The following is an 18,582-nucleotide window of genomic DNA, read 5'->3' as shown; positions in this document are numbered from 1 at the left end:
TGCCGTGCGGCTGATCGCGCTCCTGGTGGTCCTGGTGCTGACCGCCACCTCGTGTTCGAGTGACGACGACCGCCCCGACGTGTATTCGGCGCTGACCGCGACGATCGGCGAATCGCTGGCCGTGCTCGGCTGGAACATGTCGGTGACGGACCTGCGTTTCGACGCCGACTACGTGCTCGTCGACATCGACGCGGCTCCGTCGCAGCAGGGTGCACCCCACGCCGCACCGCGCGATGTCCGCTTCGGCCTCTACGGAGCGCTCGACCATCCCGTGGAAGCCAATGCGATCGGCGGCTGCGAGGATGTGACAACGCTTGCGCTGCAACCGGTTTCGGCAGAGTCTCCGGACCGGATGACAGGCACCGTGTGCATCGGGCCGTTCCGAGACCAGAGCCAGGTGCGCGGGGTGTACGCGTATTCCCCGCGCGACCGCATCGCCGGGTCGACCGTTGCCTATCCCGTCGCGTTTCCCGTCGGGCTCCCGGAGGTCAACGCCAACGACACCGGATTGGACCTCACGGCCACCAGCCTGGACGCCTTCCGCGCTGACGGCACCGCCCTGAACCCGACCGCGCTGGGCGATCCGAATGCCTTCAGCGGCAAGGGATACATGCTGATCGGGCTCGACATATCCGGCCTGGCCGCCCGATACCGTGACGACGCCGCCGCCCGCGGCGGGCCGCTGATGGTGGTCGCCGCTCCGACGGTGCAGGGCCGAGGCCTGAGCCACGCCTGCGACGTCTACGGCGCGTCGGTGCTGGTCCTTCCGGAGGCGTCGCGCGACGGGGTGAACGTGCGGGCGTCGCTGTGCACCCAGGGGGAGATCAACCAGGCGCTGCTGTACGCCACGGTGTCGGTGATCGGCACCCACGCGGCGTTGTGGACGCGATGACCGAGCCGGTCGTGCCGCCCGGACCCACCGAGTGGGGCGAGGGGCCGGGCGTCGGCCCGTGGTCCGGCCCTCTGCCCGACGATCCCCGGTACGACCCGAACCTGTTGCGCGAGGGCGACACTCGCAACGTCGTCGACGCGTACCGGTACTGGACGCGGGAGGCGATCGTCGCCGACATCGACGCCCGCAGGAACCCCCTCCACATTGCCATCGAGAACTTCGGCAACGACGCCAACATCGGCGCCGTGGTGCGCACTGCGAACGCGTTCGCCGTGCACACCGTGCACATCGTCGGCCGGCGGCGCTGGAATCGCCGCGGCGCCATGGTGACCGACCGCTACCAGCGCCTGCGCCACCACGACAGCACGGCCACACTGCTCGACGCCGCGGCGCAAGACGGGTTGACGCCGGTGGCCGTCGACAACGTGCCGGGTGCGGTGCGCATCGAGGAGGTGACGCTGCCGCGGGCGGCCTTGCTGATCTTCGGCCAGGAGGGGCCCGGCATCACCGATGACGCGAAAACCGGTGCGGCGCTGACTGTCTCAATCGCGCAGTTCGGCTCCACACGGAGCATCAACGCGGCGGTCGCTGCCGGCATCGCGATGCACACCTGGGTCCGCCAGCACGCCGACCTCGGCCGGGCCTGGTGATTTCAGCAGGATCCACACGGCGACAGCCGAGGAGAGCAGCAGCAGCGCGCCCACCCCGGAGGCCACCGACAACCCGTGCGTGAACGCGGTGCGTGCCGCATCGAGCAGGCTCTCGGCCTGCGCGGGAGGTAGCGTCTGCGCCGCGTGGACCGCTTGCGCCAGCGAGTCCCGGGCCTGGTCCGCGGTCGCCGACGGGATGGCGGCAGGCACGACGACGGTGCGATAGACCGCGGTCACGATCGAACCCAGCACGGCGATACCCAGCGCCATGCCCAACTCGTAGGCCGTCTCCGAGACTGCCGCGGCCGCACCGGCCCGTTCCTTCGGCACGCTGGCCAGGATGACGTCGCTGGCCACCGTGAACGCCAGCCCGAGCCCGACGCCGACGACGAAGAGCGCCAGTCCCAGTGGCAGATACGGCGCGACCGGAGTGAACACCAGCAGGGAGACCATCAGCCCGGCCATCGCGATGCCGACCATCGCCAGGCCGGCCGACAACACCGCGCGGTGCGAGACGTAGCGCACCAGCACGCCTGCGAGCACACCGAACACGGTGGCCGTCAGCGCGCCGGGCAGCTCGGCCAGGCCGGCTTTGAGCGGGCTGTACTCGTGCACCAGCTGGAAGTACTGCGACAGGAAGAACAGCAGACCCGACAGTCCGAGCACGGCCAGCAGGTTGCCCGCGACGACGCCGGAGAACCGCGGGTTGGCGAAGAGCCGGACGTCGATCAACGGGTGCGGCAACCGCAGCTGCCGGCGCACGAAGGTGACGAGTGCCGCAATACCGAGGACGCCCGCCACGACGACGTCGCCGCCGATGCCGTGCACCAGGCCGGTGAACCCTTCCTTGATCGCGTAGACGACGGCGAGCATGCCGACCATCGACAGACCCACGCTGGGCAGGTCCCACGGGCCGGGCTGAGGGTCGCGGTGCTCGGGCAGCAGGAGCAGGCCGCCGACGACGAGCACGACCATCACCGGCAGGTTGATCAGGAACACCGATCCCCACCAGAAGTGTTCCAGCAGAACGCCGCCCACCACGGGGCCGAGCGCGGCGCCGGCCGAGAACGCCGCGGCCCAGATGCCGACCGCGATGCTGCGCTCGCGCTGCTCGGTGAAGATTCCACGAATCAGTGCCAGGGTCGCGGGGGCCAGCGTCGCGCCGGCCACGCCCAACAGTGCGCGGGTGCCGATCAGCATCGGAGCGCTCGTCGAGTAGGCGGTGATCACCGAGATGACCGCGAATGCCGTTGCACCGCAGAGCATGAGCCTCTTGTGGCCGATGCGGTCACCGAGGCTGCCCATGCTGATCAGCAGCGCGGCCAGCACGAAGGAGTAGATGTCGCCGATCCAGAGGACCTGGGTGCCGGTGGCGTCGAGGTCGGCGGTGAAGAACGGGGTGGCGAGCGAGAGCACGGTGCCGTCGATGCCGATCAGCAGGACGGCAAGGGTCAGGACGCCGAGTGCGAGCCAGCGGCGAGTCATGAGGTACGTACTCCGTTCAAGAGAAGGTCGAGGATCAGTCGGGTGCCGTCGCGGGCGGCGACGCGACCGGCGCGGATGGACCAGTCGGTCGCGGCGACCAGGCTGTAGAAGGATTCGGTCAGCCAGGCAGCGGGGAGATCGGGCCGGAACAGTCCGTCGCGCTGCCCACGCAGGAAGAGCTCGCTGATCGTGCCGTCGATCTCGCCCCACACCTCGATGCAGGCGGTCACGTCGTCCTGGCTCTGGCTGTACAGCAGCGCGAGGTAGGGGGCGATCGGCTCGCACGCCGTCACGAGCCGGCGCAGCGCCTCGTCGGCGGGTCCCTCGTGCAGGCGGACGGCGGCCAGCACCGCAGTCATTTCGGTGATAGCGAGCTGCTCGAGTGCCGACACCAGCGCGGCGCGGCCGGAGAAGTGCCTGTGCAGCGTGGCGCGGCTGACGCCGACCGCCGTGGCGATCTCGTCCTGTGTCGCGTTCGGCCGCCGGCCGAGGTAGTCGGCGGCGGCGCGCAGCAGATCTTCGCGCGTCGTCATGAGACGACTGTAGCTCATATGAGACATATTTGTCTCATGCTTTTTTGGCGGGCTGTGAGGCAGGATCGACCCATGGATCAGATGTGGGCCAACCGCGCGGCCAGCGCCGAGGCTGCGGTCACCCAGCGCCACCTCCGCAAGCTCTGGGGGCTGCCCGGCACCCAGCTCGGCGTGGTGGCGTGGCCGGCGACCGGTGGGCAGCGCCGCTTCGGCACCTGGCACTACTGGTGGCAGGCCCATCTGATCGACAACCTCGTCGACGCGCAGGTCCGCGACCCGCAGCCCGAGCGGCTGACCCGCATCGCCCGCCAAATCCGCAGCCACCGGCTGCGCAACATCGGCCGGTGGACCAACGACTACTACGACGACATGGCCTGGCTGGCGCTGTCGCTCGAGCGCGCCGGCCGGCTCGCGGACGTCGCCCGGCCCAAGGCGCTGGACACGCTGGCCGACCAGTTCGTGACCGCGTGGGTGCCCGAGGATGGCGGCGGCATCCCGTGGCGCAAACAGGACCAGTTCTTCAACGCCCCCGCCAACGGGCCCGCCGGAATCTTCCTGGCCCGTTTCGAGGGTCGGCTCCGCCGCGCCCAGCAGATGGCCGACTGGATCGACGAGACGCTGATCGACCCCGAGACGCACCTCGTCTTCGACGGCATCAAAGGCGGGTCGATGGTGCGCGCCCAGTACACGTACTGCCAGGGCGTGGTGCTGGGCCTCGAGACCGAGCTCGCCACCCGCACCCAGGACCCGCGGCACGCCGAACGCGTGCACCGGCTTGTCGCCGCGGTCGCCGAGCACATGGCGCCCGACGGCGTGCTCAAGGCGGCGGGCGGTGGCGACGGCGGGCTGTTCCACGGCATCCTCGCGCGCTACCTCGCGCTGGCGGCGACCGCGCTGCCCGGCGACTCAGCCGAGGACGAGGCGGCCCGCGCCACCGCACGATCGCTGGTCGTGTCCTCAGCAGAGGCGGCCTGGGACAACCGGGCGACGGTCGAGGATCTGCCGCTGTTCAGCGCGTTCTGGGAGCGCGAAGCGCAGCTGCCGACGGCCACCTCCGGTGACGCGCAGTTCGTCGAAGGCGCGGTGAACTCCTCAGAGATCCCGGAGCGCGATCTCTCGGTGCAGCTGGCAGGGTGGATGCTGATGGAAGCAGCCCACACCGTCGCCAGTCAGCCGTGACCGAACCGGCCACCCAGCCGCGCGGATTCCCGCTGCGGCCCTCCCGCCTGAGTCGCGGGAGCGCCACCAACCGGACGACCGACAACACCGCCGCTGCACTTCTGCTGATCGCGACCGTCATTGCGATCCTGTGGGCGAACTCGCCGTGGGCTGACGCCTATGCGGCGCTGCTGCACACCGAGGTCGGCCTGACCGTCGGCTCGTTCCACGCCGAGATGTCGGTACAGCACCTGGTCAACGACGCTCTGATGACGTTCTTCTTCTTCATCGTCGGCCTCGAGGTGACGCGGGAGTTCACCATCGGCGAGCTGACCGACCGGTCCCGCGCCGCGGTCCCCGTCGTCGCCGCGATCGCCGGCCTCGTACTCCCCGCCGTCGTGTTCCTCGCGCTCAACCCGTCGGGCGAGAACGCGCAGGCGTGGGGTGTGGTGATCTCGACCGACACCGCGTTCCTCGTCGGGGCGTTGGCGATCATCAAGCCGGTGTTCCCCGCCCGGGTCCGGCTGTTCCTGCTGACCCTGGCGGTGGTGGACGACGTGGGCGCGCTCGGGGTGATCGCGCTGTTCTACTCCGACGAGATTCAGTGGGTTCCGCTGTTGGTGGCCGCGGTGCTGCTGGCCGCGCTGGCCGCTGTCCGCTACCTGCCGAAAGCGCACGGACCGGCCTACGCGGTGCTCGGCCTGGCGTTGTGGATCGCGCTGTACATGGGCGGCGTGCATCCGACCCTGGCCGGTGTCGCCGTCGCGCTGCTGATCCCTGTGTTCACCCCGGAGCGCCAACCGGTCGAGCGTGCCGTCGAGCAGATCCGCGCGTTCCGGCAGTCGCCGAATTCGCGCTACGCCCGCGCGGCCAGTCGCTCACTCCAGGAGTCGATCTCGATCAACGAGCGGCTGCAGACGGCGGTCGGGCCGGTGGTGTCGTTCGGGATTCTGCCGCTGTTCGCGCTGGTCAATGCCGGAGTCAAGCTCGACGCGGCGAGCGTGGGTGCCGCGCTGCGGTCACCGCTGACGTGGGGCATCGTGGCCGGCCTGGTGATCGGCAAGTTCATCGGCATCACCGGGGCGACGTGGTTCATGCGCCGCACCGGGCTCGGCGTGCTCGCGCCGGGGCTGACGCTGCGACGGGTGATGGGTGGGGCGGCCCTGTCGGGCATCGGCTTCACGATCTCGTTGTTCATTGTCGACATCGCGATCGAGGACCCGGGCCGTCAGGACCAGGCGCGCATCGGCGTGCTGGCCGCGTCGGTGCTGGCGTTCGTGTTCGGCTGGGCGATCTTCCGGATCACCGACTGGCTGAGCCCGCCCGAACCCGTCGGCCTGCACCTGCTGCGGCCCGTCGATCCGGACCGGGACCATGCGCGTGGACGGCCCGACGCGCCGCTGACGCTGGTCGAGTACGGCGACTTCGAGTGCCCGTTCTGCAGCCGTGCGACCGGCGCCATCGACGAGGTCCGCAAGCACTTCGGCGACGAGCTGCTGTACGTGTGGCGGCACTTCCCGCTGGAGCGGGCGCATCCGCGGGCGTTCGACGCGGCGCGGGCCAGCGAGGCGGCGGCGCTGCAGGGCCGGTTCTGGGAGATGTCGCGGCAGCTGTTCGCGCATCAGGACGATCTCGACTGGGCTGACATCTACCGCTACGCCGTTGCCGCGGGCTGCGACATCGAGAAGTTCGACCACGACGTGCGGCTGCACTCGTCGAAGGTGCTGCACCGGGTGACCGACGACGCCGAAGACGCCGAGGCGATGGACCTGAACGCGACGCCGACGCTCTTCGTCAACGGAGTCCGGCACAAAGGGCCGTGGGACGCCGCGAGCCTCATCCGCGCGCTGGAGCAGCGCTGATCCCGAACGCGACCAGCGCCGCAGCGATCCCGGTCAACGCGAGCCCTGCAATCGTGACCGCATCCCGGAACTCCGTGGTCTGACTTGCGGTCCAATGCGCGGCGGTGATCGTGCCGGTGAACATCGCGGCCAGGATCGTCCCGCTGACCGCGATGCCGACTCCAGACGTCACTTCGCTGGACGTGTCCACCAGCGCCGTGCCGATCGTCGTCCGATTCTCGGGCAGCCCGCGCAACACGTTGAGCGCGGCGACGACCCCGACCACCCGCAGGCCCGCCGCGACGAGCACGAGTGCCGTGGCGACCCACGGATAACCGAACCGACCCAGCACCGCATAGACCGCGAGCCCGACGACGACAGCCGACGCGCTGAGCCACGCGGCGCGTTCCGGCCCCACGCGCTTCACGAACGGGTTGACGACGAAGCTGCCTGCGATGAGCACCGCGACCTGCGGCAGCATCCCGATCGCGGCGAGCGCCGGCGGCCACCCCCAGTCGAGCTGCAGCTGGAGCGTCACCAGGTAGCCGAGGCCCGCGATCGCCAGCCCCGCAGCGGCCTTGAACGCCAGCCCACTCGACACCAGCGGGTGCGCAACGAGCTGCAGGGAGATCAGCGGGAAGCGCGCGGTCCGCTCCCTGATGACGAACGCCACGCACGCCGCCAGCGCCAGCGCCGCCGTCACCCAGGGCAGCCACGCACGAACGCCGTCCTCGACGAACAGCGTCGGCGCGACCAGCGCGCACGCGATCGCGGCCGTGCCCAGAACGCCACCCGCGACGTCCACCGGATCGCGATGCAGATCCTCGAGACGGTCGGCGGCGATGCCGAAACGCACGCCGGCGATCGCGAGCAGCGCGATCGGCACATTGACCAGCAGCAGCACCTGCCAGGGTGCGACCTCGACGACGAACCCGCCGACCGTCGGGCCGATCGCGAGACCGACCAGGCCCACGGTCGAGATCAGCGTGATCGCACGCAGGCGGAGTGTGTCGTCGTCGAACAGCCGGAAGGCCAGCGCCATCGACCCCGGCGTCGTCATCGCCGCCGCGACACCGGTCAGCACGCGCACGGCGATCAGCTGCTCGGCCGTCGTCACGAACGCGGTTGCCAGGCTCGCCGCGGCCAGCAGGACGAGGCCCAGGAGCATGACGCGGCGCCGCCCGACACGGTCGGCGACGGCCCCGAACGCCAGCATCAGCGCGCCGAACACGACGGCGTAGGCGCCCGTCACCCACTGCAGTGCGGTGGTCGATGCGTGCAGGTCCCGGCCGATCGTGGGCAGGGCGACGTTCAGGATCGAGTTGTCGAGCATCTCGAACAGGAACACGGCCGACAGGCCCAGGAGCGCGGGCCAGGCTTGGGTGAGTGAGCGAGGAGAGACAATGCTCGAAGCGGTCATGGCACTAAGTTAAGTGACTAAATTTAGTGAGTCAACACAGCGAGGTGGTATGCCCAGAACATCGGAGCGCGGCGGACCGATGACCCGCCGGAAGATCTCGGATGTCGCGACCCGGATGTTCCTTGATCGCGGCTTCGACGAGGTGACGGTCGCGCAGGTCGCCAAAGAGGCCGGAGTCTCGAGCGTCACGGTGTTCAAGCACTTCCCGCGCAAGGAGGATCTGCTCTTCGACCGCGTCGACGACGCCGTCGAGATCCTGCGCGCGGCAGTGCGGGACCGTGGGGCGGGCAGCGCCGTGCTGGCGTCGCTGGGTGACGCGGCGTTCCGCCTCGTCGACGAGCGGCATGCGCTGTCGGGCGTCAAGGACGGGTCGATCCCGTTCTATCGGACGGTCGCAGGATCGCCGGTGCTGATCGCTCGGCTGCGCGAGATCGCCGCCGAACTCGTGCAGGCGCTTCGTGATGCGCTCGATGACGACCCAGAATTCACGGCCGACCCGGGACTGTTCGCCACCCTCGTCATCGCCGGATACTCCACCGTCCTGACCGGCACCGCGCAGCGCGTCGTCGCCGAGGGGTCACCGGACCCCGTCGTCGAGGATCATCGGCACCGACTGGGCCTGCTCTTCGATGCGTTGCAGAACGGGCTCGCCGGTTAGGCCTGCTCTTCGGCGTCCATCGGAGGCGTCGGGATGCCAGCCGCCTTGGCTGCTTTGCGGCGCTTGTACCACTCCCAGAGCATCGGGGTGATCGACGCGACCGCGATCAGGATGAAGATCGGCTCGAGCAGCTTCTGCACCACCTCGAACTGGCCGAGGCCGTAGCCCATCAGCACCAGCCCGACACCCCACACCACCGCCCCGAGCACGTTGAACGCGGTGAACAGGCCGTAGTTCATCTTCGCCGCGCCCGCGGTGATCGGCGCGAGCGTGCGCACGATCGGCACGAACCGGGCGATCACGATCGCGAACGGTCCGCGCTGCTCGAAGAACAGGTGTGCTTCGTCGAGGTAGCGCTGCTTGAGGATGCGCGCATTGGGCTTGAACATCGCGGTGCCCAGGCTGCGGCCGATCCAGTATCCGACTTGGCCGCCGAGGACGGCCGCGACGGGAATGAACACCAGCAGCTGCCAGAGGTGGAAGTTCGCGTCGACCGTCGCGGCTTCGGCTGCTGTGCCCGCCGCCAGCATGCCCGCCACGAACAGCAGGGTGTCGCCCGGCAGGATCGGGAACAGCACCCCGGATTCGACGAAGACGACGACCAGGATGCCGATCAGCGCCCAGGTGCCGAAGTACCCGATGAGTTTGATCGGGTCCAGAAAGTCGGGCATCAGCGCGAGATTGTCGACGACCACGGCTATGAGGGTACCGGCGGCTTAGGCTGAGTCATGCCCACGCATAAGGCAGTACAGGTTCCCGAAGCCAACGCCGCGCTGACCGTCGTCGACGTCGACACGCCGTCGCCGTCGGCGGGTCACGTCCGGCTCGACGTCGCCGCCTGCGGCGTCTGCGGCACCGACCGCGAGTTCTACGCCGGGCACTTTCCGGGACTGCAGTGGCCGCTGACGCTGGGCCACGAGATCGCCGGCACCATCGCCGAGCTGGGAGACGGGGTCGAGGACTTCACCGCCGGTGACCGGGTCGCGGTCGGCTGGTTCGGCGGCAACTGCAACCGCTGCATCCCGTGTCGGCAGGGCCACTTCATGCAGTGCGTGCGCATGGAGGTGCCGAGCTGGCACTACCCGGGCGGGTACGCAGAATCGGTGAACGTGCCGGCCACCGCGCTGGCTCGCATCCCGGACGGGTTGTCGTTCGTCGAGGCGGCACCGATGGGCTGCGCCGGAGTGACGACGTTCAACGGGCTGCGGCAGACGCGCGCCAAGGCCGGCGACGTCGTCGCGATCCTCGGCGTCGGCGGCCTCGGCCACCTCGGCGTGCAGTTCGCCCGGGCGATGGGCTTCGAAACGGTCGCGATCGCCCGCGGCACCGGCAAGGCCGAGGAGGCCACCCGACTCGGTGCTCACCACTACATCGACTCCACCGCCCAGGACGTCGCGGCCGAGCTGCAGAAGCTGGGCGGGGCCGCGGTGGTCCTGGCGACGGCGAACAACGCCGAGGCGATGGCGGCGACGGTGGGTGGCCTGCGGCCCGAAGGCGAGCTGGTCGCCGTCGGCGTCACGCCCGAGAACCTGCCGATCAGCCCGCTCGACCTGATCAACTCCGGGCTGTCGGTGACCGGTCACCCGTCGGGCACCTCCCGCGACGTCGAGGAGACCCTGCACTTCGCCGTGCTCAGCGGCGTGCGGGCGATGATCCAGGAACGGCCGTTGGCCGAGGCTGCCGAGGCGTTCCAGATGATGGATTCGGGCAAGGCCCGCTATCGCATGGTTCTGACCGTGTGAGCTTTCACCACACCTGAGATACTCCAACCACCCCAGCCGAGAGGAACAGTCATGCCCATCGCAACGCCCGAGGTCTACGCCGAGATGCTCGGCCGGGCCAAGGAGCACTCCTTCGCATTCCCCGCGATCAACTGCGTCGGGTCGGAGAGCATCAACGCCGCGATCAAGGGCTTCGCCGACGCCGGCTCCGACGGCATCATCCAGTTCTCGACGGGTGGCACGGAGTTCGCGTCCGGGCTCGGGGTGAAGGACATGGTCACCGGCGCGGTCGCGCTGGCCGAGTTCGCGCACGTGGTCGCGGCCAAGTACGACATCACCGTCGCGCTGCACACCGACCACTGCCCCAAGGACAAGCTCGACGGCCTGGTCCGGCCGCTGCTCGCGATCTCCGCCGAGCGCGTCGCCAAGGGACAGAACCCGCTGTTCCAGTCGCACATGTGGGATGGCTCCGCAGTGCCGATCGACGAGAACCTCTCGATCGCGCAGGAGCTGCTCAAGCACGCCGCCGCCGCCAAGATCATCCTCGAGATCGAGATCGGCGTGGTCGGCGGCGAAGAGGACGGCGTCGAGGCCGAGATCAACGACAAGCTCTACACCTCGCCCGAGGATTTCGAGAAGACCATCGACGCGCTCGGCGCCGGTGAGCACGGCAAGTACCTGCTGGCCGCCACGTTCGGCAACGTGCACGGCGTCTACAAGCCGGGCAACGTCGTCCTCAAGCCGGAAGTGCTGGCCGAAGGTCAGAAGGTCGCGGCCGCCAAGTTGGGCTTGCCCGAGGGTTCCAAGCCGTTCGACTTCGTGTTCCACGGCGGATCGGGCTCGCTGAAGTCCGAGATCGAGGACTCACTGAAGTACGGCGTGGTGAAGATGAACGTCGACACCGACACCCAGTACGCGTTCACCCGGCCGATCGTCGGGCACATGTTCAGCAATTACGACGGCGTGCTGAAGGTCGACGGCGAGGTCGGCAACAAGAAGGTCTACGACCCGCGGAGCTACTTCAAGAAGGCCGAGGCGTCGATGAGCGAGCGCGTGGTCGAGGCCTGCAACGACCTGCACAGCGCGGGCCGCAGCGTGAGCGCTTAGCGCCTAGCTGCTCGGGGCCTGGCAGATCTTCCACTGCTCGTCGGTGAACTCCAGGTCGAAGCTGCGCGTGGAGCGGGTCTGCGGCGCGTAGGCCATGAACGTGGTCACGTTCGCTTCGGCGTGCTCACCGTTGACGACGACCTGGTCGACGCTGGCGACGACGGGGTACTGCTTTGCTGCGGCGACACGGGCGTGGGTCTGCTCCCACGCCTTGTCGTTGTAGGCGACGTAGCTGTCGCGGGTGCTGCCGCAGGTGATGCTGCGCAGCGCCGCCAGGTCGCCGTTCTGCACAGCGACGTCGAAGTCGGAGATGGTGGACCGGACCTGGTCTTCTTGTGAGGCGGCGGGCGACGACCCGCGGGTCAGCAGGATGGTGCCGAGGATCGCGACGGCCGCGAGCGCGGCGATCACCAGCACGATCGCGATGACCCAGCCCCAGCTGCGCTTCTTCGTGGGCGGTTTCGGGGCGTCGTCGCGGGCCGGAATCTTTTGTGGCGCAACGTTTTGCGCGGTGAAGGCCTCCGTCTCGGCGGTGCCGCCGGTGCCGAAGATCTCGGTGGCCGGCTCCTGCGGCCGGTTGATGATCTGCGTGGACCCCGCGTCGAATCCCGACGGTGCGGTGAAGCGTCGCTCACCCTCCGGCGGGTCGGTGGGCTGGGCGCCGGGATCGGCCGGCGCGAACACCTCGGTGGCGGGCTCGTCCTGGGGGTGGGTGGGATCGTCCGGCTGATCCGGGCCAGTGGGGTTCGACATCGGTGCTGCGGTCCTCCTGACGGCTACGGGCGAAGCTTATCCATCCACGGTGACGACTCGGTAACCCCGCACGGCACAATGGGGGGCATGACTCGGATGGGCGATCTCCTCGGACCGGAACCTGTACTGCTGCCTGGCGATCCCGAGGCCGAAGCCGAGCTTGACGCCTCGGAGAACCCGGCGATCGTCGCCGCCGCGCACCCGTCGGCGTCGGTGGCATGGGCGGCGCTGGCCGAGGATGCGCTCGACAACGATCAGGCGGTGACCGCCTACGCCTACGCGCGCACCGGCTATCACCGCGGCCTGGATCAGTTGCGCCGCAACGGCTGGAAGGGTTTCGGTCCGGTGCCTTACGCCCACGAACCCAACCGCGGCTTCCTGCGCTGCGTGGCGGCGCTGGCCCGCGCGGCCGACGCGATCGGTGAGGAGCCGGAGTTCCAGCGCTGCCTCGACCTGCTCGACGACTGCGATCCGGCGGCGCGCGGCGAGCTCGGCCTCGCCTAGAGCCACAGCGCGGCGATCGTCTCCGACGCCGCCCGCTCGACGGTCTGCACATCGGGTCGCAGCCGGGCGGCGGCCTCCCGTTGATCCCGCGGCCCGGCCTGCGCGGCGTCGAGGACGTCGAGCATGTCCAGCGTCGTCCGCTGAAGATCTCGCCGCGCGGTGCGCGCCTGAAGGCTGGCGGTGTCGCTCGCCGCGACGAACTGCTCGGCGAGCGTGAGCGCTGCCCGCGTGGCTGCCAGCGCGTCCGGGAGCCGCTGGATTTCCTGCCGGCGGGCGAGTGCCAGATAGACCGCCAGCCCGATCGCGCAGCCGATCATCGTGTCGATGCCGCGGGTCAGCAGCAGGTGTCCGACCTGCCCGGGCTCTAGCGGGTGGCTCGCCGTGCCGATGGTGAGCGCGGTGGCGGTGATGAACACCGAGGCCAGCAGGTAGTTGCGGACCACGAGCATCTCGATGGCGAAGTTCAGCAGCGCCAGCACCGCGGCCAGCAGCCAGCCCTGCGGATGGATCACGATGATCGCGGCGGCCAGGGCCAGGCCGATCCACGTGCCGAGCAGGCGCTCGGCGCCGCGGCGCAGCGCATGCCACAGCGGTGCGCCCTGGTGCAGGATCAGCACCGCCGCGGCCATCGCCCAGTAGGCCCGGTCGACGCCGAGTCCGACGGCGGCGAACCCGGCCAGCGGCACCCCGATCGCGACCCGGATCATCACTCGCCGCGTCTGCGAGCCGGTGCGCAGTGCTGACCGCAGAAGGTGGCGCGCGGGTGCCGGCGCGGGCGGGCGCTGAGCCGGGTCGCGGTAGGCGACCGCGTCGGGATCGGCTTCGAGTCGTCCGACCGCACGTGCCAGGTCGGCGGAGTCGGGATCGGCGCGGGCGAACAGGACGTGCACCGCGTGGTTCGCCGCCCGCAGGCGATGCAGCCGAGGGCTCACCGACGCGGTCGGCTGCTGGTCGATCAGCGCCGTCCACGCCTGGTGCAGCGCATGCGCCGCGCGATGCCGGGTGGCCTCCTCGTCCGGTCCGCCGATGGCGTCGAGATAGTCGGCGACGCTGTCGGCCGCTGTCTGCACCACGGCCCGCTCCGGGCGCCGGAACCCCGTCACCGCGCCGACCATCTGGACCGTCCAGGCCACCGCGCCGCCGGCCAGGACGAGTCCACCGATCTGCCAGGGGCTCAGCCGGGACGCCGAGACGCCGATCCCCGCGGCGCAGGCGACGACGAACACGTAGGCACCCGGCGGCCCGACCCTCAACGCGCTGCACATCCACACCGCGATGACCGCGACGGCGGAGACGGTCAGCACTCCGACCCACGCGACGTCGGAAGCCCAGGAGCCGGCGGCGACCGCCACTGCCAGCGCGATCGCCACCAGGGCGAGTTGGACGGCGCGGCTCAGGTAGGGGCGGCCGACTCCGAACCGCGACGTGAACGCGCCGAGGGTGGCGATCAATCCGGCGCCGAGATTGCCGGCGGCCACGCCGAGGAGGACGGGGATGGCGGTGCTGACCGCAGCGCGCAGCGCGACGGGCAGCCGTGGCGGGGCTACCGGTTCTGGCTTTCGCACTCGCAGTCGGCGGCCGAATCCGGCGGCTCGACCTGCACGGTCGCGTGGTCGAGCCCGCGCGCGGTCAGCACGGCGCGCGCGTCGTCGAGGACCCGGGCGGAGTCGCGCCCGCTGGTCAGGTGTGCGGTCACCATGTCCTTGCCGGGCACCAGCGTCCACACGTGCAGATCGTGCACCTCGGTGACGCCCTCCACCGCACAGAGCGCGGAGCGCAGTTCGTCGACGTCGATGTGGCTGGGCGAGGACTCCGACAGGATGCGCAGCGCGGCGCGGGCCAGCGCGATCGCCCGGGGCAGCACCCACAGTGCGACGAGTACCGCGACGACGACGTCGGCGTAGGGCCACCGCGTGGTGACGGTGACGATGCCGGCGATGAGGACCCCGATGCTGCCGACGGTGTCGGCGACGACCTCCATGTAGGCGCCCTTGACCGCCAGGCTGGTCTCGGATTGTGAGCGCAACAGCAGCACCACGGCGGCGTTGGCGAGCAGGCCGGCCAGTGCGACGACGATCATCGGCACCCCGGGCACGTCCGGCGCACCGCCGAGGCGTTCGAACGCCTCGTAGAGGATGAACCCTGCGACGCCGATCAGCAGCACGGCGTTGGCGACCGCGGTGAACACCTCGGCGCGGTGCCAGCCGTACGTGCGGGCGGCCGAGGTGCTGCCGCGGCGGGCCAGGAGCACCGCGGTCAGGCCCATGAACATCGCGACCAGGTCGGTGAGCATGTGGCCGGCGTCGGCCAGCAGGGCGATCGAGTTGATGGCGAGCGCGGTGCCCAGTTCGATCACGAAGAACACGGTCAGGATCGCCGCGGCGATCACCATCCGGGAGACGCGGGCGTCTTTCCCATGGCTGTGGTCATGTCCCGCGCCCATGCCGGCGAATATATGCGTACTAACGCATATATGGCAAGGCTGCTACTGCCAGGCCGACCAGAATCGCGTCAGTTCGCCACCGACAGCCGACAGATACGCAGGCACCCCGGACAGCTCGAACAGGGTGTAGACCGCCGAGAAGAACCACTGGTTCACCCCGGGGGCGAACAGCAGGAGCACCAGCAGCAGAAATCCCCACTGCTTGGCCGGCGCCACCGCACGCTGGGTCTGCGGGCTCAGGTGCGGCTCGAGTGCGCCGTACCCGTCGAGCCCGGGGATCGGCAGGATGTTGAGCAGGAACGCGGTGATCTGCAGGAACCCCAGGAACGCGACGCCGGCCCAGAACACCGAGTGCCCCGGGTCGTAGAACAGCCGGGTCGCGGTCAGCAGCAACACAGCACAGACGACGTTCGCCGCCGGGCCGGCGAGGCTGATCAGCGTCCGCTGCCACTTGCCCATCCAGCCGGTCTGCAGATACACCGCGCCACCGGGCAGCCCGATGCCGCCGAGCGCGATGAACAGCACCGGCAGCCCGAGCGACAGCAGCGGGTGGGAGTACTTGAGTGGGTTGAGCGTCAGGTAGCCGCGCGCCTCGACGTCGCGATCACCGAAGCGCCACGCCGAGTAGGCGTGCCCGAACTCGTGCAGACACAGCGAGATCAGCCAGCCGAAGATCACGAACACGAATACACCGAGATAAGCCATCGGGCCCACCTCGGCTGCCGACAGCCACGCCGCGACCCCGCCGGCAGCCGTCGCGGCGATCAAGACGAGGAACAGGGGGCTCGGCCGTACCGACTGGCGCAGCGGGCCCCCGCCTCTGATGACGCTCACGAACCCACGCTACCTGCGGCCGACGCGCAACCAGCCCTGCGTGTGACGGTAGAACGTAGAGCGCCGCACCGGCCGCGCCCCGGCCACGCCGTCGCGCAGCACCAGCGCGCCGGAGGTGCCCAGCTGCGCCGCACGGCCGGCCACCCAGCGCCGCGGCCGCCACCGACCGGTCTGCACCGCGGCGCGTAACCCGGGCAGCACCCCGATCGGCTCCACACGAACTCCCGCCACCTCGCCGTCGAACAGCACGGTGTCGTCGACGACGGCCTCACCGTGCAGGGTGCGCTGACCCTCGGGCGGCTTCCACAGCGCGGCGCCGACGAGGACGGCGCCGGTCTCGTCCCTGATCAGCGGTACCCGGGTGGCCGGGGCGTGCAGGGACCGGCGGGCACCGAGCACCCGGCGGACGTGGGCGACCTCGACGTCGAGACGGTCGGCGCGCAGTAGTGCCTTCAACGCGGCGGCGAGATCGGCATCCGGGCCGACGACCACGACGCGGCGCCAGGCCCCGATTCCGTCCAGATCGGTGCGCGGGAGGTCGCGCAGCGGACGCGGCAGCCGGGCATCGCCGAGGTTGCACACCGCGACAGAGGGGGGTGCAGCGCGCGATCGGATAAGGTAGCTCACCGGCTGCACACACTATGCACAGCATTCGAGCGGAAGAGGCGCGGCATGCCGGCAATCGTCCTCATCGGCGCCCAGTGGGGCGACGAGGGCAAAGGTAAGGCCACCGACCTGCTCGGTGGGCGGGTTCAGTGGGTGGTGCGCTACCAGGGCGGCAACAACGCCGGCCACACGGTGGTGCTTCCGACGGGGGAGAACTTCGCCCTGCACCTCATTCCGTCGGGCATTCTGACGCCCGGCGTGACCAACGTGATCGGCAACGGCGTCGTCGTCGACCCGGGCGTGCTCCTGACTGAGCTGCGGGGCCTCGAAGACCGCGGCGTGGACACCGGGCGACTGCTCCTGTCGGCCGATGCGCATCTGCTGATGCCGTATCACGTGGCGATCGACAAGGTCGTGGAGCGCTACGCGGGCAGTAAGAAGATCGGCACCACCGGCCGCGGCATCGGTCCCTGCTACCAGGACAAGATCGCGCGGCAGGGTATCCGGGTCGCCGACGTTCTCGACCCTGACTTGCTGGCCGAAAAGATCGAGGGCGCACTGGAATTCAAGAACCAGGTGCTCGTCAAGATCTACAACCGCAAGGCGCTCGACGCGGGCGAGGTGGTCGACAACCTGCTGGCCCAGGCCGAGGGTTTCCGGCATCGCATCGCCGACACCCGGCTGCAGCTCAACACCGCGCTCGACCAGGGTGAGACGGTGCTGCTCGAAGGGTCGCAGGGCACGCTGCTCGACGTCGACCACGGCACGTATCCCTTTGTCACGTCGTCGAATCCGACGTCCGGCGGCGCGGCCGTCGGCTCCGGGATCGGACCCACCCGCATCACGACGGTGCTGGGCATCCTCAAGGCGTACACGACACGCGTGGGCTCAGGCCCGTTCCCGACCGAGCTGTTCGACGAGTACGGCGAGTACCTGGCCAAGACCGGCGGGGAGATCGGCGTGACGACCGGCCGGCGGCGTCGCTGCGGCTGGTTCGACGCCGTCATCGCCCGGTACGCCACCCGCGTCAACGGCATCACCGACTACTTCCTGACCAAGCTCGACGTGCTCTCCAGCCTGCAGACCGTGCCGATCTGCGTCGGCTACACCGTCGACGGGAAGCGCACCGACGAGATGCCGATGACCCAGAGCGACATCGCCCGCGCCGAACCGATCTACGAGGAACTGCCCGGCTGGTGGGAGGACATCTCCGGCGCGCGCGAGTTCGACGACCTGCCCGCCAAGGCGCGGGACTACGTGCTGCGCCTGGAGGACCTCGCCGGGGCCCACGTGTCGTGCATCGGCGTGGGGCCGGGCCGCGACCAGACCATCGTGCGCCGCGACGTGCTGGCGTGACCGACTCGACCCGGGGCGGATTTCCGGATCTCCAACCGATCACCCCGCCCCCCGGGTTCGGCAGGTTCCTGGCGGCCATGCGCCGCGCCCAGGACCTCGCGGTGTCGGCCGCTCCGGACGACGCGACGTGGGACGAGGCCGCCGATCAGGTGGAACGACTTGTCGACCTGCTGACGCCCTTCGAGGCCGACGAGGGGGTGGGCCCCGCGAGCCGGGCGCCGTCGCTGCCGGGCATGGGTAGCTTGCTGATGCCGCCCTTTCGCGTCGTCGAGTTCACTGACGCTGGCGTCGAACTGCAGGTAGAGTTCAGCCGGTTCTCGGTGGGCGGGAACCACGCCGTCCACGGTGGGGTGTTGCCGCTGCTGTTCGACAGCGTCTTCGGAATGGTGATCCACGCGACCGGGCGCCCTATCAGCCGGACCGCGTTCCTGCACGTGGACTACCGCAACGTGACGCCGATCGACACGGTGCTGACCGCCAGGGGCTGGTTGCGCGAGGCGCAGGACCGCAAGGCGTTCGTCAACGCCGAGCTGCGCAGCCCGGACGGCACCCTGCTCGCCGAGGCGAACGGACTGATGGTCCGGCTGCTCCCCGGGCAGCCGTAGCGCTGCTCACAGGGGG

At 69.9% G+C, this 18,582-nt stretch carries 19 protein-coding genes; 10 read left to right on the top strand and 9 right to left on the bottom strand.

Translation table 11 applies throughout. The annotated features are described in order from the left end of the window. Positions 1–4: 4 nt before the first annotated feature. Entirely contained in the window at positions 5–892 is an 888-nt protein-coding gene (locus PGN37_RS03405; protein WP_335329608.1) for a hypothetical protein, read from the top strand. Next, positions 889–1,542 (top strand): TrmH family RNA methyltransferase, encoded by a 654-nt coding sequence (locus PGN37_RS03400; RefSeq protein WP_335329607.1) that lies wholly within the window; start codon positions 889–891, stop codon positions 1,540–1,542. Before PGN37_RS03405 ends, PGN37_RS03400 begins: the two co-directional genes overlap by 4 nt. Here the strand turns inward: PGN37_RS03400 and PGN37_RS03395 are convergent. Further along, positions 1,435–3,027: an MFS transporter gene (locus PGN37_RS03395; RefSeq protein ID WP_335329606.1), complete on the bottom strand. Its 1,593-nt coding sequence runs from the start codon at positions 3,025–3,027 to the stop codon at positions 1,435–1,437. The two genes, PGN37_RS03400 and PGN37_RS03395, sit on opposite strands and share 108 nt — an antisense overlap. Beyond that, positions 3,024–3,560, bottom strand: coding sequence for a TetR/AcrR family transcriptional regulator (locus tag PGN37_RS03390; RefSeq protein WP_335329605.1), 537 nt, complete (start codon positions 3,558–3,560; stop codon positions 3,024–3,026). Before PGN37_RS03390 ends, PGN37_RS03395 begins: the two co-directional genes overlap by 4 nt. Positions 3,561–3,632: 72 nt before the next feature. On the opposite strand from PGN37_RS03390, the gene PGN37_RS03385 reads away from it, so the two are divergent. Next, positions 3,633–4,739, top strand: a complete 1,107-nt coding sequence (locus PGN37_RS03385; RefSeq protein WP_335329604.1) for a glycoside hydrolase family 76 protein — start codon at positions 3,633–3,635, stop codon at positions 4,737–4,739. Beyond that, complete coding sequence (nhaA, locus tag PGN37_RS03380; protein ID WP_335329603.1) at positions 4,736–6,580, top strand: Na+/H+ antiporter NhaA; 1,845 nt, start codon at positions 4,736–4,738, stop codon at positions 6,578–6,580. The genes PGN37_RS03385 and nhaA overlap by 4 nt, the downstream gene beginning before the upstream one ends. On the opposite strand, the gene PGN37_RS03375 is transcribed toward nhaA, so the two are convergent. After that, on the bottom strand, positions 6,555–7,979 hold the full coding sequence (locus tag PGN37_RS03375) for an MFS transporter (protein ID WP_335329602.1): 1,425 nt from the start codon (positions 7,977–7,979) through the stop codon (positions 6,555–6,557). The genes nhaA and PGN37_RS03375 overlap by 26 nt on opposite strands. 49 nt (positions 7,980–8,028) lie before the next feature. Here PGN37_RS03375 and PGN37_RS03370 point away from each other — a divergent pair, with 49 nt between their 5' ends. Beyond that, positions 8,029–8,637: a TetR/AcrR family transcriptional regulator gene (locus tag PGN37_RS03370; protein WP_335329601.1), complete on the top strand. Its 609-nt coding sequence runs from the start codon at positions 8,029–8,031 to the stop codon at positions 8,635–8,637. Here the strand turns inward: PGN37_RS03370 and PGN37_RS03365 are convergent. Further along, positions 8,634–9,308, bottom strand: coding sequence for a DedA family protein (locus PGN37_RS03365; RefSeq protein WP_335329776.1), 675 nt, complete (start codon positions 9,306–9,308; stop codon positions 8,634–8,636). The genes PGN37_RS03370 and PGN37_RS03365 overlap by 4 nt on opposite strands. Before the next feature lie 57 nt (positions 9,309–9,365). Between PGN37_RS03365 and PGN37_RS03360 the strand changes: the two genes are divergently transcribed. Both PGN37_RS03360 and fbaA read left to right on the top strand, forming a co-directional pair. Further along, entirely contained in the window at positions 9,366–10,379 is a 1,014-nt protein-coding gene (locus PGN37_RS03360; protein ID WP_335329600.1) for an alcohol dehydrogenase catalytic domain-containing protein, read from the top strand. A gap of 51 nt (positions 10,380–10,430) precedes the next feature. Continuing rightward, positions 10,431–11,465: a class II fructose-bisphosphate aldolase gene (gene fbaA / locus PGN37_RS03355; protein ID WP_335329599.1), complete on the top strand. Its 1,035-nt coding sequence runs from the start codon at positions 10,431–10,433 to the stop codon at positions 11,463–11,465. A 3-nt stretch (positions 11,466–11,468) separates the two neighbouring features. Here fbaA and PGN37_RS03350 read toward each other — a convergent pair whose 3' ends face one another. Next, on the bottom strand, positions 11,469–12,218 hold the full coding sequence (locus PGN37_RS03350) for an Rv0361 family membrane protein (protein ID WP_335329598.1): 750 nt from the start codon (positions 12,216–12,218) through the stop codon (positions 11,469–11,471). 87 nt (positions 12,219–12,305) lie between these two features. On the opposite strand from PGN37_RS03350, the gene PGN37_RS03345 reads away from it, so the two are divergent. Then, entirely contained in the window at positions 12,306–12,722 is a 417-nt protein-coding gene (locus tag PGN37_RS03345; RefSeq protein ID WP_335329597.1) for a DUF3151 domain-containing protein, read from the top strand. On the opposite strand, the gene PGN37_RS03340 is transcribed toward PGN37_RS03345, so the two are convergent. Genes PGN37_RS03340 through PGN37_RS03325 form a run of 4 tightly spaced genes read right to left on the bottom strand, consistent with a single transcriptional unit; the run spans position 12,719 to position 16,581 of the window. Next, entirely contained in the window at positions 12,719–14,287 is a 1,569-nt protein-coding gene (locus tag PGN37_RS03340) for an FUSC family protein (protein WP_335329596.1), read from the bottom strand. The genes PGN37_RS03345 and PGN37_RS03340 overlap by 4 nt on opposite strands. Continuing rightward, complete coding sequence (locus PGN37_RS03335; RefSeq protein WP_335329595.1) at positions 14,266–15,165, bottom strand: cation diffusion facilitator family transporter; 900 nt, start codon at positions 15,163–15,165, stop codon at positions 14,266–14,268. The genes PGN37_RS03340 and PGN37_RS03335 overlap by 22 nt, the downstream gene beginning before the upstream one ends. Positions 15,166–15,207: 42 nt before the next feature. Continuing rightward, positions 15,208–15,999 (bottom strand): site-2 protease family protein, encoded by a 792-nt coding sequence (locus tag PGN37_RS03330; protein WP_335329594.1) that lies wholly within the window; start codon positions 15,997–15,999, stop codon positions 15,208–15,210. 9 nt (positions 16,000–16,008) lie between these two features. Continuing rightward, a complete protein-coding gene (locus PGN37_RS03325; RefSeq protein ID WP_335329593.1) occupies positions 16,009–16,581 on the bottom strand; it encodes a peptidase M50 in 573 nt (190 codons plus the stop codon). Between the two features lie 90 nt (positions 16,582–16,671). On the opposite strand from PGN37_RS03325, the gene PGN37_RS03320 reads away from it, so the two are divergent. Next, entirely contained in the window at positions 16,672–17,961 is a 1,290-nt protein-coding gene (locus PGN37_RS03320) for an adenylosuccinate synthase (protein WP_335329592.1), read from the top strand. After that, positions 17,958–18,566 (top strand): PaaI family thioesterase, encoded by a 609-nt coding sequence (locus PGN37_RS03315; protein ID WP_335329591.1) that lies wholly within the window; start codon positions 17,958–17,960, stop codon positions 18,564–18,566. The genes PGN37_RS03320 and PGN37_RS03315 overlap by 4 nt, the downstream gene beginning before the upstream one ends. Positions 18,567–18,582 lie beyond the last annotated feature (16 nt).

This window comes from Mycobacterium kyogaense (genome assembly GCF_036946525.1).
GTDB classification, from domain to species: domain Bacteria; phylum Actinomycetota; class Actinomycetes; order Mycobacteriales; family Mycobacteriaceae; genus Mycobacterium; species Mycobacterium kyogaense_A.
The sequence above is the reverse complement of the archived record's forward strand: the minus strand, read 5'-3'. Positions and strand labels throughout refer to the sequence as shown.